The organism is Corynebacterium sp. (genome assembly GCF_030532325.1).
Classification (GTDB): Bacteria; Actinomycetota; Actinomycetes; order Mycobacteriales; family Mycobacteriaceae; genus Corynebacterium.
Genome location: NZ_JAUNLS010000011.1, coordinates 18,042 through 32,646, shown reverse-complemented (window position 1 = coordinate 32,646; position 14,605 = coordinate 18,042). Strand labels below are relative to the sequence as shown.

Genomic DNA, 14,605 nt, shown 5'->3' with positions numbered 1-14,605 from the left:
GGGGAGCCGCGCCTCGGATCCGCGAGTTTGTGGGGCACTGTTTACCGCTGGCGACATCGCTGGCCCTTTCGCTGCTGCCATCGCCTGCCACGCCGTGCCCTGCTTGCTTTGACGCCGGCCGATGTCCGTGTGGCGTGCCGCGTTCAACGGTCTGCGGGACTCCCAGCTTCAAAAAGAGGACTGGATCGGCGTAGTTTCCGCGTGGATTTTGAAGCTGGGAGTACTAGGGGCAGGAGTGGGCGGCCAGGGCGGCCACCGCGTCCTCGGTGCTGGTGGTGAAGCCGATGGTGGGCAGCACGTTCTGCAGGGAGGCCGCGTGGCGTGCGGGGTTGGGGTCGGCGCAGGCGTCTGCCACCACGGTGACGGTGAAGCCTTCGTCGTAGGCGCTGCGGGCGCAGCCCTCCACGCCGGCGCCGGTGGCGATGCCGCCGATGACCACGTCGGTGATGCCGCGCTCGCGCAGCTGAGCAGCAAGATCGGTGCGCGCAAAAGGGCTGATGGTGCGCGGCTTGGGCAGCAGGATGTCGCCGTCCTTGACGCTGAAGTCCGGGTGCAGGGTGGCGAAGTCAGCGGGCAGCTCAGCGGGCTCCGGGACGGGCTGGGCCACGTGGCCGGCAGGCAGGCCGTTGGCCGTCACCCACACCACCGGGCGCCCGGCAGACTGCCATGCCGCGGCAAGTCTCCGATTAGCGGCGATGATGGGGGCGGCGACCTCCACCGGGGTCATGGCGAGGATGCCCTTCTGCAAGTCAACGACGATGAGCGCGGAGGCGTCAGCGGAGAACTCGGGGTGCATAGAAAGCTCCTTTGCGGGTGGCGTAGGGCGGATTCTAGGCGTACGGGAAAAGGAAAAGCCCGGCCGAAGCCGGGCTTGTGCAGCGCCGTGCGTGTGCAGCGCTAGGCACTGTGGGGTTTACTCCACCACGGAGTTCGCGCCCACAGCGTGGCCGAAGAGATCGGGCAGCGTGGCGGCCCAGGCCTCGTGCAGGGCGGCGACCTCGATGCTCTCCTCACCCAGGGTGAAGGTGCCATCCTCCGTAGTAGCACCCACGATGACGGCCGGGACGTTGCACTCCGCGGCGCGGGCCAGCACGGCGTCGGCGCGGTCGGCAGTAGTGGCCACCAGGGCGCGGGAGGCGGACTCGGAGAAGGCGGCCACGAACTCATCCTCGTGCACCTTGCCCAGGTCCAGCTTCAGGCCGGTGCCGGAGCGCTTGGCCATCTCAAATGCGGCAACCGCCAGGCCACCCTCAGAGAGATCGTGGGCCGCGGTGAGCAGCTCGTTGCCCACGAAGAACTCAGCCAGGTTCTTCTCATTGCTGAGGTCCACCTGCGGGGGCAGGCCGTTGAGCTCACCCTTGGAGACCTGCTGCCAGATGGAGCCGCCGAACTCGTCCTTGGTCTCACCCAGGAGGATGAGGGTCTCCGGCTCGTTGACGGTGCCCAGGCGGTGGCCGATGGACTTGTTCACGTCATCGATAACGCCCAGCACACCCACCACCGGGGTCGGCAGAATCGGCTCCTCACCGGTCTGGTTGTAGAAGGAGACGTTACCGCCGGAGACTGGGATGGCCAGTTCCACGGCGCCGTCGGCAAGCCCATGCACGGACTCGCGGAACTGCCACATGACGTCGGGGTTCTCCGGGGAGCCGTAGTTGAGGCAGTTGGTGATAGCCACCGGCTTGGCGCCGGTAACCACAACATTGCGGTAGGCCTCAGCCAGGGCCAGGCGCGCGCCCATGTTCGGGTCCAGCTTGGTGTAGCGGCCCGAGGCATCGGCGGAGACAGCCACGCCGCGGCCGGTTTCCTCGTCGATGCGCAGCACGCCGGAGTCAGCGTGGTGAGCCTGGACGGTGTTGCCGCGCACGTAGCGGTCATACTGCTCGGTGATGAAATCGCGGGAGCACAGAGCGGGATCCGCCACCATGCGCTTGAGGGTCTCCGCCAGCGGGGCGGAGTCCACACCGCGGAACTTCTGCAGCTCGTCCTGCCACTCGGGGCGGGCCCAGGGGCGATCGTAGACCGGGGCTTCGTCGGCGATGGTGCCGGCGGGGGCATCGACGACGACCTCACCGTTGTGGCGGATGATGAGGTGCTCGCCGGTGGTCACCTCACCAATCTCGGCGCAGGTGACGTCCCAGTGCGCGCAGATCTCCTTGAACCTCTCCACGTTCTCCGGGGTCACCACCGCGCACATGCGCTCCTGGGACTCGGAAGCGAGGATCTCGGCAGCGGACATGTCTTTGGCGCGCAGCGGGACGTTGTCCAGGTTGATCTCCATGCCGCCATCGCCGGCGGCGGCCAGCTCGGAGGTGGCGCAGGCCAGGCCCGCGCCGCCCAGGTCCTGGATGCCCACGACCACACCGGCCTTGTAGAGCTCCAGGCAGCACTCGATGAGCACCTTCTCAGCGAAGGGATCGCCTACCTGCACGGCCGGCAGCTTGCGCTCGGCACCGTCCTCAAAGGTCTCGGAAGCCAGCACGGACACGCCACCGATGCCGTCCAGGCCGGTGCGGGAGCCGAAGAGCATGACCTTGTTGCCGGTGCCGGAGGCGAAGGCCAGCTTGAGGTCCTCCACCTTCAGGGTGCCCACGCACAGGGCGTTGACCAGAGGGTTGCCGGCGTAGGAGGCGTCAAAGACGGTCTCGCCGCCGATGTTGGGCAGGCCCAGGCAGTTGCCGTAGTGGGAAATGCCGCCCACCACGCCGGGCAGGACGCGCTTGGTATCGGGGGCGTCGGCAGGCCCGAAGCGCAGCTGATCCATCACGGCGATCGGGCGTGCGCCCATGGCCATGATGTCGCGGACGATGCCACCCACGCCGGTGGCAGCGCCCTGGTGCGGCTCCACATAGGAGGGGTGGTTGTGGCTTTCCACGCGGAAGGTCACGGCGTTGCCGTCTCCGATGTCCACCACGCCTGCGTTCTCACCGATGCCGGCGAGGATCTTCTCCCCCATCTCCTCGGTCATAGTCTCACCGAAGTAGCGCAGGTGGGTCTTGGAGGACTTGTAGGAGCAGTGCTCGGACCACATCACCGAGTACATGGTCAGCTCGGCGTCGGTGGGGCGGCGGCCCAGGATCTCACGGATGTGCTGGTACTCGTCCTCCTTGAGGCCCAGCTCGCGGAAGGGCTGATCCAGCTCTGGGGTCGCCTTGGCCTGCTCGACGGTGTCGTTGTGTACAGACATTCTTTTCTCCCTTCGCGCCCGCGGGTGGCCGCAGGCGCGCACAGTCTAATTAGAGGCGCCGGCAGCGGCGACAGCGTTGATGGCGGACACGAAAAGACCGAGGCCGTCGGTGGACGGGCCGGTGAGCGTTTCAACAGCGTGCTCGGGGTGCGGCATAAGCCCCACCACGCGGCCGTTCTCACTGGTCACACCGGCAATAGCGTTGATGGAGCCATTGAAGTTATCGGTGTAGCGGAAGACCACGCGGCCCTCGCCCTCCAGGCGGTCGATGGTGGCCTGATCCGCCTGGAAGCGGCCCTCGCCGTGCTTGGCCGGAACCAGGATCTTCTGCCCCTGCTCGAACTCGGTGGTCCACGCGGTCTCAGCGTTGGCCACCTCGAGGTAGGTATCGACGCAGTGGAAGTGCAGACCCTGGTTGCGGGTCAGCGCACCGGGCAGCAGGCCGGCCTCGGTGAGAATCTGGAAGCCGTTGCAAATGCCGAGCACCGGCATGCCCTGGTTGGCGCGGTCAATAACACTGCGCATCACCGGGGCCAGCGCGGAGATGGCGCCGGAGCGCAGGTAGTCACCGTAGGAGAAGCCACCGGGAACCACGACGGCGTCCACGCCGCGCAGATCCTCGTCGGCGTGCCAGAGGTTGACCACCTCGGCGCCGGCGATGCGGGCGGCGCGGGCGGCGTCGACATCGTCAAGCGTGCCAGGGAAAGTAATGACACCAATCTTTGCTGCCATTACTTGACCTCCGCGCTGACGACCTCGTAGTCCTCGATCACGGTGTTGGCCAGCAGAGTGGACGCGATCTTTTCCAGGTCGGCGGAAGAGACCTCGTCGCTCACCTCAAGTTCGAAGCGCTTGCCCTGGCGGACGTCGGAGACACCGCTGACTCCGATGCGGCCAAGGGCGCGGACTACGGCCTGACCCTGCGGATCCAGGATTTCAGCCTTGGGCATAACATTGACAACTACACGAGCCATGAAAATTTTTGCCTTACTGTAAGTGGGCTTGGTCTGCGTTGCATAGTTTAGCCCGCTTGTGTGCGGTTTTCCTATCCCGGATGATGGGCAGCGCAATTCCTCCCCCATCGCGGCCGCATCGTCGCCGCGCACGTAGGCCTTTTGGGGCCGCCGCGCCCCGCTGGCGGCGCCGCGACGGCGAGTAAACAGCGGGTTAAGCCTGCGCCAACTTTGTCCGAATCCGCCCGGCTTAGCCTGCAGCGGGCGGCGCGGTGGCCTAAAACGGTAAGGACCCCATTCTTTCCCGTCTTTTCCCGTTTTCTTAGTCTTAAGGTTTCAAGGTTCTCTCCATGCATTCTCGTCGCATTGGCGCTCTCGCCATCGCCGCGGTGGTCTCCACCGCCTCCTTTGCCGTTCCCGCCCAGGCTGCCACCGACGGCAGTGCTGTGGTCATCTCCGAGGTCTACGGCGGTGGCGGCAACTCCGGCGCCACCTACACCCATGACTTCATCGAGCTCTTCAACCCCACCGCCGCGGAGATCTCCCTCGACGGCTGGTCCGTGGAGTACTACTCCGCCAAGGGCGGCCTGGGCGGATCCGCGCCGCTGAAGGGCAGCATCCCGGCCGGCGGCCACTTCCTCCTCCAGGCCGCGCAGGGCGCCGGCGGCAGCGAGGCGCTGCCTACCCCGGACGCCGAGTCCGATCTGGCGCTCTCCGGCTCCAAGGGCTCGGTCAAGCTTGTCGATGCCTCCCAGGCCACCGCCGACCTCGTGGGCTACGGCGCCGCTTCCCTCTCTGAGGGCTCCCCCGCGGCCGCCACGAGCAACGCCGAGTCCGTCTCCCGCAGCGCCAATGGCGCCGATACCGATGACAACTCCGCGGACTTCACCACGGGCGCGCCGAGCCCGCAGAACTCCGGCGCCGAGGGCTCCACCCCGGGCCCCGAGCAGCCGGAACAGCCCGAGCAGCCGGAGCAGCCCGGCGCCGAGGTGAGCATCGAGGAGATCCAGGGCACCGGCCCCGCTTCTCCGCTCAAGGACACCGAGGTCACCACCTCCGGCGTGGTCACCGGCGTGTGGTCCGAGGGCGGCATGAACGGCTTCACCATCCAGACCGGCGGCACCGGTACCGAGGCTCCCACCGCCTCCCCGGCTATCTTCGTCTACCTGGGCTCCGCCCCCGCCAGCGAGTACCCGGCGGCCGGCGAGTCCGTCACCGTGCGCGGCAAGGTCTCCGAGTACTACGGCGCCACCCAGCTCAACGCCTCGAGCGTGGAGAAGCGCGCCGAGGCGCTGCCCGCGGTCACCCCGCTCACGCTGGAGGCTCTGCCCGAGGGCGACGAGGCCCGCGAGCCCTACGAGCACATGCTGGTGCTGCCCGGCACCCACACCGTGACCAACAACTACTCCCTCAACCAGTACGGCGAGGTGGGCCTGGCCGCCGGCACCGAGGCGCTGCGCCAGCCGACGGATCTGTTCAAGCCCTCCACCGACGCCGACTCCGAAGTGCAAAAGCTCGCCGCCGCCAACGCCGCGAAGCTGGTCACGCTTGACGACGGCCGCACCCGCGACTACCTCAGCAAGGATCAGAACACCCCGCTGCCCTACATCGCTCAGGACGGCGCCCAGACCATCAAGTCCCTGCGCACCACCGACCAGGTCAGCTTCCAGCACCCGGTCATCGTGGGCTACTCCCACGAGCAGTGGCGCTTCCAGCCCGCCTCCCCGGTCACCGGCAACACCAAGGGTGCTGACCTGCCGATCACCTGGGAGGATTCCCGCGCCAAGGAGCTGGGCGCCCTCGATGTCAAGGGCGACTACACCATCGCCGCCTTCAACGTGCTCAACTACTTCGCCTCCCTGGGCAAGGACTTCGAGGGCACCACCTCCTACAAGGACAAGGACGGCAACCCCGTCACCGTCAACCGCGGCACCACCCGCGGCGCCTACACCGAGCAGGCCTTCGAGGACCAGCAGCGCAAGATCGTCGCCGCCATCAACGGCCTGGACGCCGACGTCATCGCGCTCTCCGAGATCGAGGACACCTTCGGTGTCACCGGCGAAAAGTCCCGGCGCGACGAGGCGCTGGCGCACCTGACGGCTGAACTCAACAAGGCCGCCGGCTCCGAGAAGTGGGCCTTTGTGGCCTCCCCGGAGAAGCTCCCGGAGACCGTCGACGTCATCCGCACCGCCTTCATCTACCAGAAGGATCGCGTCAAGCCGGTGGGCGAGTCCCGCATCTTCGACGACCCGCGCTTTACCGGCACCGCCCGCGAGCCGCTGGCCCAGGAGTTCGCCGCCACCGATGAGAAGGTCACGGAGAGCTTCGTGGCGGTGGCCAACCACTTCAAGTCCAAGGGCTCGGTGGCCAACGGCGACAAGGACTCCGGCGATGGCCAGGGCAACAACCCTAACGTGCGCAATGCCCAGGCCCAGGCGGTGCTGGATCACCTGGCCAAGCAGCCGGATTGGCAGGGCAAGGCTACCTTTGTCATGGGCGATCTCAACACCTACACCCACGAGGAGGCCCTCGACGTCTTCCGCACTAACGGCTACACCGTGCCGGCGGAGACCTTCGACGCCGATGCCTCCTACCAGTTCAGCGGCCTGCTCGGCTCGCTGGATCACATCCTGGCCAACGAGGTTGCCTCCGGCAAGGTTTCTGATGCCCAGGTGTGGAACATCAACGCCGACGAGCCGGTGGCCTTCGAGTACTCCCGCCGCAACTACAACGCGGTGGATTTCTACGATGACTCCCCGTTCCGCGCCTCCGACCACGACCCGGTCAAGGTGGGCTTCAGCCTCCAGGGCTCCGGCAACGGCGACGGCGGCAACACTGACAACAACGGCAGCGGCAAGCCCGGCGACGGCTCAGCGGGCACCGCCGGCTCCAGCACCGGCGGCATCATCGCGCTGGTGGTGGCGGCCCTGGTGGCCATCCCCGGCATCGCTGCCCTGATGGGCGGCCTGCAGGGCATCCTGCCTCCGCAGGTGGTCAAGGCCCTGCCCAAGGAAGTGCGTGACTTCCTGCGCTAGACTTTTGCGTTTTGGGGGCGGCGTGAGGCAGCGCCGATCTAGAGGTAGACGCTGTAATCGGCAGGCTTGGCGCCGGCCAGCGCGGCGCGCTCCACGGCCTTGAGGAAGTCCGCGACCACCTTGCGGTCATTAAGGTTGCGGCCGGAGACCGAAAGGCGCACGGTGTTGCCGCGCAGGGCGGAGCGCTCGGCAGCGCGGATGATGTTGCGCCGCCACCACTTCGCAGCGCCGAAGCCCTCGCCGAAGGAGAGGTTGCGCGCCTGGTGCAGCTTGCCGTTGCGCAGCTCGTGCACGCCGCGGGTGGAGGCCGCCAGCTCGAAGGGGAATTCCGGCAGCGCGGCCAGGGTGCCCTCCGACATACGCCAGCGCGGCGGGGCAAAGATGGTGGGCTCAAAGCCCAGCTTGGCCATCTGGCGGGTCGCGCCCTTGAGCCGCAGGCGGGCCTCGTGGGTGTCCAGATTGGCAAACTCCGCGCGGCGGCCCTGCACTGCCTGATCAAAGCCGTTGAGGATGAGCACCCGGCCGCTGTCCGCCTGCTCCTTGAGCCAGCCCAGGGTGGAGGAATCCTTGGCCAGGTGCCAGTTGCCGTCGATGTGCGGAGCAACCAACAGGGAGACCGGGATCTCCTCCCGGTCCAGCTGGCTCAAGAGGCTAGCCGCCTGCTTTCGGGTGTCGTCGAAAATACTGGAAATCGAAACCAGGAGGTGGCCATGCATGGAAAAAATTATCGCACAGGAAGCAGCGCTTCGCGCGGCGAGCAGCGCGCGCTTCCTTGCGGTAGGCAGAGCGTGCGCTCCGCGCGCGCTATTCGGTCGCGCCCGTGGCCTTATTGATGGTCCAGGCGTACTCGAATGCGTTCTGGCGCCACTTGGCGTAGCGGCCGGAGACTCCTCCGTGGCCGGCCACCATCTCCGTCTTGAGCAGGAACTCGCCGCCGGTGGCCACCTCCCGCAGCTTGGCAATCCACTTGGCCGGCTCCACGTAGAGCACGCGGGTGTCATTGAGCGAGGTCAGCGCCAGGATATCCGGGTAGTCCTGGGCAGTGACGTTCTCATAGGGCGCGTAGCTCTTCATGTAGTCGTAGACCTGCGGGTCGTGGTAGGGATCCCCCCATTCCTCCCACTCCACCACCGTCAGCGGCAGCTCCGGCATGAGGATGGAGGTCAGCGGGTCCACAAAGGGCACGTTGGCCTGGATGCCGCAGAAGCGGTCCGGGGCCATGTTCGCCACCGCGCCCATGAGCAGGCCGCCGGCCGAGCCCCCCTCCGCCACCAGGCGGTCCGGGGCGGTCAGCCCGCACGCGATGAGGTCATCGGCCACCGCGATGAAATCCGTGAAGGTGTTCTTCTTGTTGAGCAGTTTGCCCTCGTCATACCAGGTGCGGCCCATCTCACCACCGCCGCGCACGTGCGCCATGGCGAAGATCATCCCGCGGTCCATGAGCGAGAGGCGGAAGACGGAGAAGTACGGGTCCATGCTGGCCTCATAGGAGCCGTAGCCGTAGAGCAGCGCCGGGTTGGGCTGCGTGAGGTCCAGGTCCGCGCGGTGCACCACGGAGACGGGCACCTCGGTGCCGTCGGGGGCCTGGGACCACAAGCGGTAGGCCACGTACTCGTCCTTCTCGTAACCGCCGGGCACCTCCTGCTCCTTGAGCAGCGTGTACTCGCCGGTGGCCACGCGGTAGTCAAAGAGCTGCGCCGGCTGCAGGAAGGAGGTGTAGCTCACCCGCAGCACCGGGGCGTCCCACTCCGGGTTGCCGCCCACGGCCACGGTGTAGAGCTCCTCGTCGAAGTCCAGCTCGGTGAACTCGCCCCAGCCGGAGCGCACGTCCATGATGGCCGCGGCGGTAGCCCACCACGATCTGATCGCGGTAGCAATCCACGCCCTCCAGGCGCACGGTGTCCTCGTGCGGCATGAGGACGGTGAGCTCGCGCAGGGAGGGCAGCGAGGAGGTGCCGCCAAGCGGGCAATAACCCAACTCGTAGTTGGGGCCGGTGACGTTGTGGGTGACCAGCCAGTAGTCCTGGCCGCCCACCACGGCGTGGTCGACGTCGTACTCCACGCCGGACTCGCGCTGCCACAGGCAGCGGAACTCGCCCTCGGGGTTGGACTGCTCCAGCACCCAGAACTCGGAGGTGAGCTTGGAGCTGGCCACGATGACGAGGAACTTCTCGCTGCGGGTCTTGCCCGCGCCGATGCTAAAGCGCGGGTCCTCCTCGCGCATGACCACGACGTCCTCCGACTGCGCGGTGCCCACCTTGTGGCGCCACACGGTGTCCGGGCGCCAGGACTCATCCACCGTGGAGTAGAAGATGTACTCATCGCCCACCCAAGTTGCTCCGTAGAAGATGCCTTCGAGGTGATCCTCCAGCAGCTCGCCGGTGCGCAGGTCCTTGATGAAGAGCTCGAAGCGCTCGTCGCCGGCGTAGTCCACGGAGTAAGCCAGCAGGTTGCCGGAATCACTGACCACGGAGGCACCCAAGGAGAAGAACTCGTGGCCTTCGGCGAGCAGGTTGGCGTCGAGAAGCACCCGCTCCCCCTCCGGGCGACCTTCCTCGGGGATGACCGGCGGCGTCCAGGGATCGGAACCCTGCTCCACCGGGATGCGGCAGCTATAGGCGTAGTTCTTTCCCTCTTCGGTGCGGCCGTAGTACCAAAAATCCCCGCGGCGGGAGGGCACGGACATGTCCGTTTCCTTGATGCGGGACTTGACCTCCTGGAAGATGTTTTCCGTCAGGGTCTCCAGGTGAGCCGTCTTGGCCTCGGTGTAGGCGTTTTCCGCCTTGAGGTATTCCAGGGTCTCTGGGGATTCCTTGTCTCGCAGCCACTCGAAATCATCGACGAAGCTGCGGCCGTGGAACTCACGGGTGATGGGGTGATGGGCGGCACGGGGTGGGGTTAATTCAGTCATGCCGCCCTACTTTAGTGACTCGCCGTAGCTACGCCAGAAAATCCTCGAAGCGCTGGCCTGAGAGGCGCTCGTAGGCCTCAATGTAGCGCGCGCGGGTGGCGGCCACGACGTCCTCCGGCAGGCGCGGCGGGGTGGTCTCGGAATCCTTGTCCCAGCCGGAGGCCGGGGAGGTCAGCCAGTCGCGCACGTACTGCTTGTCAAAGGAGGGCTGGACCTTGCCTTCCTCGTAGGAATCGGCCGGCCAGTAGCGGGAGGAATCCGGGGTGAGGACTTCATCGGCGAGGATGAGGGTGCCCTCGGAGTCCAGGCCGAACTCAAACTTAGTGTCCGCCAGGATGATGCCCTTGGACTCGGCGATGGCCGCGGCCTCCGCGTAGATGCGCAGGGTGGCCGCGCGCAGCTCCTCGGCGCGCTCCTGGCCAAGCTTGGCGACGACCACCTCAAAAGACACGTTCTCATCGTGCTCGCCCTGCTCGGCCTTGGTGGCCGGGGTGAAGATGGGCTCCGGCAGGCGGGAGGCCTCTGTCAGGCCCTCCGGCAGCTCAACGCCGCACACGCTGCCGGTGGCCTTGTATTCCTTAAGGCCGGAGCCGGTGAGGTAGCCTCGGGCCACGCACTCGAAGGGCAGCATCTCCAGCTTCTTCACCACCATGGCGCGCCCCAGGACCTCCTCGGGGATGCGCTCGTCATCGAGCGGGCCGGCGAGGTGGTTGGGGAAGTCGATGGCGTCGAAGAAGAACTTCGAGGTGGCGGTGAGCACCTTGCCCTTGTCCGGGATGGCCGGATCCAGGGAGTAGTCATAGGCGGAAATGCGGTCGGAGACCACCATGAGCAAGGTGTTCTCATCGACGTCATAAATGTCACGGACCTTGCCCGATGCAAGGTGGGTATAAGAAGAAAGCTCTGGACGCATGACAACCATCCTAACCCCGCCTAAACTGCCAAGAGATCTTATGCCGAACTCTCTAGGAGCCTGAGCCCACCGTGCGCACTCGATACACCGCTCGCTACACCACTCGAAGCACTGCAGTCCTAACCGCCGCCACGCTTGCCCTGGGGAGCCTGAGCGTCCCCCAGGCGCTGGCCGCCCCCGATACCTCCGTGCGCGAATCCGCCCACGGGCAGTGGCTGTGCACCGTGGAGCCCTCCGCGGAGGACCGCGCGGCTGCCGACGCCGTCCGCGAAGGCTACATCGCCACCATCCGCGCCACCGCCGAGGAGATTCAGGCGCAGGTGCCCGGCGTGGACTTCTCCGGTTTTACCTCCCCTAACGTGACCCAGCTGCCCGGCTACGCCACCGCGGCCGCGGCCCTGCGGGCCAAGGGCTACAACGCCAGCGACATCCTGCTCATCGCCGTGGGCGCAAACAACCCGGAGGCCCTGGTGGCCTCCTCCGAGACGCTGCTGCAGGCCCGCGCCGAGTACTCCATCAACGGCTCGCGCACCCAGATGGATGCCTTCACCGCCAAGGGCGGCCAGCCGCGGGTTCCGCTGCTGAGCACCGGCCGCGATTTCAGCGATGCGATGAAGAAGGTGCTGAAGAAGCACCAGGCGCAGGAGGCGGAGGCCGTCGAGGCCTTCAACGCCACCGCCGGCTACCCCGCGCAGGCGCAGGCCTGGGAGCAGTGCATCGCGCTGCTCAAGGAGAAGGGTGCTGTGGAAGGCTACCAGCCGGTGCCGGAGATCGACATCCCGGGCAAGACGCAATCCCCGCTGGATAGCTCCTCCACCGGCGTGCTCGTGGTGGGCGGCATGTTTGCGCTAGCCGCGCTGCTGGTGGGCGGCTACATGGCCGTCAACGGAGTCTCCTTCGGCGGCTTCGAGCTGCCCGTGCTCCAGTTGCCCCAGCTGCAACTGCCCCAGCTGCAGCTGCCGGGCTTCTAGTTCCGTCTCTTCTGCTCTAGCTCGAGCTGATTCAGTTCTAGCTCGAGCTGATTAGAGGATCTCGCCCGGGGTGTAGGCCGCGGCCTTCGGGTGCTGATCCACCAGGGCCTTGATGCGGCTGAGCACCTGGGTGACCTGGGACTCGGCGGCACCGATGAAGGCGTGCTTATCGGAGAGGGCCTCGTCGAGGGCGGCGCGGTCCAGGGGCAGGCGATCGTCGGCAGCCAGACGCTCGATGAGGTTTTGCTCCGCGCCGTTCTCGCGCATGTCCAGCGCCATGGCCACGGCGTTTTCCTTGATAACCTCGTGGGCGGTCTCGCGGCCCACGCCGGCGCGCACCGCGGCCATGAGGATGCGGGTGGTGGCCAGGAAGGGCAGGTAGCGCTCGAGCTCGCGGTCGATCATGGCCGGGAAGGCGCCGAACTCCGCCAGCACCGTGAGGAAGGTTTCACACATGCCGTCGATGGCAAAGAAGGCGTCGGGAAGCGCGACGCGGCGCACGACGGAGCAGAAGACATCGCCCTCGTTCCACTGCTGGCCGCTCAAATCCGCCACCATGGTGAGGTAGCCGCGGAGGATGACCTGGAAGCCGCCCACGCGCTCGCAGGAGCGGGCGTTCATCTTGTGCGGCATGGCCGAGGAACCCACCTGGCCCTCCTTGAAGCCCTCGGTAACGGTCTCGTTGCCGGCCATGAGGCGAATCGTGGTGGCCAGGGAGGAAGGCGCGGCGCCCAGCTCCACCAGGGCGGAAATAGCGTCGAAGTCCAGCGAGCGCGGGTAGACCTGGCCCACCGAGTTGAACACGCGGCTAAAGCCCAGGTGATCGGCGATGCGCGTCTCCAGCGCGGCGAGCTTGTCCTCGGAGCCGCCCATGAGGTCGAGCATATCCTGGGAGGTTCCCATGGGGCCCTTGATGCCGCGCAGCGGGTAGCGCTCTGCCAGAGACTCCACGCGCTCGATGGCCAGCAGGAGCTCGTCCGCGGCGGAGGCGAAGCGCTTGCCCAGGGTGGTGGCCTGGGCGGCGACGTTGTGGGAGCGGCCGGCCATGACCAGGGTCTGGTACTGGGCGGCGCGCTCGCCGATGCGGCTGACCACCGCGATGGCCTTGTTGCGGGTCAGCTCCAGCGAGCGCAGAATCTGCAGCTGCTCGACGTTCTCGGTGAGGTCGCGGGAGGTCATGCCCTTGTGGATGTGCTCAAAGCCGGCCAAGGCGTTGAACTCCTCAATGCGGGCCTTGACATCGTGGCGCGTGACGCGCTCGCGCTCGGCGATGGACTCGAGGTTGACGTCCTCGATGACGGATTCGTAGGCGGCGATAGCCTCAGCGGGGATGTCCACACCCAGGTCTTTCTGGGCCTTCATCACGGCGATCCAGAGCTGGCGCTCCAGGATGATTTTGTGCTCCGGGGACCAGATTTCAGCCATCTCCGGGGATGCGTAACGAGCGGACAGGACGTTGGAAATGTTCTTCTTTTCAGCCACGTGGCTCATTATTCCACGTTGGGGGCTACACTTGGCATTCCTGGGTTTGCCGGGAGTGATTATCATCACCGCGGCCGGCTACATCCTCGGCTTTTGCCCGCCGGCCGCTACCGACAACAGGACAGTGAATATAAATCGTGCTTATAGTCAACAGGTGCAAAACTTTTTACCTAAGACTCTTGTTGTTCTAGCAGCGTCCACGGCCCTCACCGCGCTCGCCGCCCCCGCCCACGCCAGTCAGACCGCCACGGAACTCCCCCAGGTTCCCGGCGCCTCCTTCAACGATCCCACCTGCGTCCCCAGCAACGGCAGCTCCCCCGTTGTCTTCCTCCACGGCACCTCCACCAGCATCAATGACTGGAAGGCCGCCTCCAACTACCTGGCCGAGCAGGGCTACTGCACCTACGCCTTCAACTACGGCAAGGAACCCGGAAAGGTGGGCTACGCCCAGGGCGATCTCGACGCCGCCGCCCGCGACGTCGAAGCCGGCATCCAGAGCGTCCTGGACGTCACCGGCGCTGCGAAGGTCAACCTGGTGGGCCACTCCCAGGGCGGCATGATGGTCAAGAAGTACATCGAACAGCTCGGCCACGCCGATCAGGTCGACCACGTGGTCACGCTGGCCGCCAACTTCCGCGGTACGGACTTCAACGGCTCCCGCGGGCTGCGCGGGCTCTTCGACTCCGCCCCGGGCTTCTGGCGCGGCATCATCGGCACCGCCGGCTTCCAGCAGGTCATCGGCGATGCCGGCGAGACCCCGCAGATGGCCGCCCTCAACGAGCACAAGGACACCTCCGCGGGCATCGTCTACACCGCCGCCTACTCGCCGCGCGATACCACCGTGACCAACTACGCCTTCGACGGCCAGGAGCCCTACGGCAAGAATATCTCCAGCATCCTGGAGGGCCCCGCGGGCTGGGTGGTCAACGTCAACGCCGACGAGGCCTGCGGCTACTCCGCCCCCTCCGCGCACCCGCGCATGCCGATGTCCCCGGAAACCATCCGGCTGGTGGGCTGGGGCCTGTCGCGCACCCCCTCCGAGACTCAGCCCGAGTGCGCCGCCTAGGCACCGTCACTGTGACCCGCGGCGCCCGTAGCCGTGATCTGCACCATTTTCCCTGGTAAGCAAGTTTTTCTTTTTACTTGTTAAGCA

10 protein-coding genes and 1 pseudogene are annotated in these 14,605 nt (G+C 66.6%); 3 read left to right on the top strand and 8 right to left on the bottom strand.

Annotated elements, in window-relative coordinates; translation table 11 throughout:
- Positions 1-223 precede the first annotated feature (223 nt).
- The 4 genes from Q4E25_RS07305 to purS form a co-directional block, all read right to left on the bottom strand.
- Complete coding sequence (locus tag Q4E25_RS07305; protein ID WP_303155884.1) at positions 224-796, bottom strand: cysteine hydrolase family protein; 573 nt, start codon at positions 794-796, stop codon at positions 224-226.
- Positions 797-913: 117 nt separating this feature from the next.
- Positions 914-3,187 carry a phosphoribosylformylglycinamidine synthase subunit PurL gene (purL, locus tag Q4E25_RS07300; RefSeq protein WP_303155881.1) on the bottom strand — a complete coding sequence of 758 codons (2,274 nt, stop codon included), beginning with the start codon at positions 3,185-3,187 and terminating at the stop codon, positions 914-916.
- Between the two features lie 45 nt (positions 3,188-3,232).
- A complete protein-coding gene (purQ, locus tag Q4E25_RS07295) occupies positions 3,233-3,919 on the bottom strand; it encodes a phosphoribosylformylglycinamidine synthase subunit PurQ (protein WP_303155878.1) in 687 nt (228 codons plus the stop codon).
- On the bottom strand, positions 3,919-4,161 hold the full coding sequence (gene purS / locus Q4E25_RS07290; protein ID WP_303155876.1) for a phosphoribosylformylglycinamidine synthase subunit PurS: 243 nt from the start codon (positions 4,159-4,161) through the stop codon (positions 3,919-3,921). The genes purQ and purS overlap by 1 nt, the downstream gene beginning before the upstream one ends.
- 329 nt (positions 4,162-4,490) lie before the next feature.
- On the opposite strand from purS, the gene Q4E25_RS07285 reads away from it, so the two are divergent.
- The gene (locus tag Q4E25_RS07285) at positions 4,491-7,175 is read left to right on the top strand and encodes an ExeM/NucH family extracellular endonuclease (protein ID WP_303155874.1); all 2,685 of its coding nucleotides are present in this window, start codon (positions 4,491-4,493) and stop codon (positions 7,173-7,175) included.
- Between the two features lie 38 nt (positions 7,176-7,213).
- Here Q4E25_RS07285 and Q4E25_RS07280 read toward each other — a convergent pair whose 3' ends face one another.
- From Q4E25_RS07280 to Q4E25_RS07270, 3 genes and pseudogenes are all read right to left on the bottom strand, one after another.
- Positions 7,214-7,891 (bottom strand): DUF2334 domain-containing protein, encoded by a 678-nt coding sequence (locus Q4E25_RS07280; RefSeq protein ID WP_303155871.1) that lies wholly within the window; start codon positions 7,889-7,891, stop codon positions 7,214-7,216.
- 88 nt (positions 7,892-7,979) lie between these two features.
- Positions 7,980-10,086 (bottom strand): annotated as a pseudogene (locus Q4E25_RS07275) (S9 family peptidase).
- A gap of 28 nt (positions 10,087-10,114) precedes the next feature.
- Positions 10,115-10,999 (bottom strand): phosphoribosylaminoimidazolesuccinocarboxamide synthase, encoded by an 885-nt coding sequence (locus tag Q4E25_RS07270; protein WP_303155869.1) that lies wholly within the window; start codon positions 10,997-10,999, stop codon positions 10,115-10,117.
- Between the two features lie 71 nt (positions 11,000-11,070).
- On the opposite strand from Q4E25_RS07270, the gene Q4E25_RS07265 reads away from it, so the two are divergent.
- The gene (locus Q4E25_RS07265) at positions 11,071-11,970 is read left to right on the top strand and encodes a serine/threonine protein kinase (RefSeq protein ID WP_303155867.1); all 900 of its coding nucleotides are present in this window, start codon (positions 11,071-11,073) and stop codon (positions 11,968-11,970) included.
- A 51-nt stretch (positions 11,971-12,021) separates the two neighbouring features.
- Here the strand turns inward: Q4E25_RS07265 and purB are convergent, their stop codons facing one another.
- A complete protein-coding gene (gene purB, locus Q4E25_RS07260) occupies positions 12,022-13,461 on the bottom strand; it encodes an adenylosuccinate lyase (protein WP_303155865.1) in 1,440 nt (479 codons plus the stop codon).
- Between the two features lie 145 nt (positions 13,462-13,606).
- Here purB and Q4E25_RS07255 point away from each other — a divergent pair, with 145 nt between their 5' ends.
- Positions 13,607-14,518 carry an alpha/beta fold hydrolase gene (locus Q4E25_RS07255; protein ID WP_303155863.1) on the top strand — a complete coding sequence of 304 codons (912 nt, stop codon included), beginning with the start codon at positions 13,607-13,609 and terminating at the stop codon, positions 14,516-14,518.
- Positions 14,519-14,605 lie beyond the last annotated feature (87 nt).

Coding starts and splice junctions, on each gene's coding strand:
- purQ (WP_303155878.1), bottom strand. CDS start 3,919: ATGGCAGCAAAGATTGGTGTCATTACTTTCCCTGGCACGCTTGACGAT.
- Q4E25_RS07280 (WP_303155871.1), bottom strand. CDS start 7,891: ATGCATGGCCACCTCCTGGTTTCGATTTCCAGTATTTTCGACGACACC.
- purB (WP_303155865.1), bottom strand. CDS start 13,461: ATGAGCCACGTGGCTGAAAAGAAGAACATTTCCAACGTCCTGTCCGCT.
- purL (WP_303155881.1), bottom strand. CDS start 3,187: ATGTCTGTACACAACGACACCGTCGAGCAGGCCAAGGCGACCCCAGAG.
- purS (WP_303155876.1), bottom strand. CDS start 4,161: ATGGCTCGTGTAGTTGTCAATGTTATGCCCAAGGCTGAAATCCTGGAT.
- Q4E25_RS07270 (WP_303155869.1), bottom strand. CDS start 10,999: ATGCGTCCAGAGCTTTCTTCTTATACCCACCTTGCATCGGGCAAGGTC.
- Q4E25_RS07305 (WP_303155884.1), bottom strand. CDS start 796: ATGCACCCCGAGTTCTCCGCTGACGCCTCCGCGCTCATCGTCGTTGAC.
- Q4E25_RS07285 (WP_303155874.1), top strand. CDS start 4,491: ATGCATTCTCGTCGCATTGGCGCTCTCGCCATCGCCGCGGTGGTCTCC.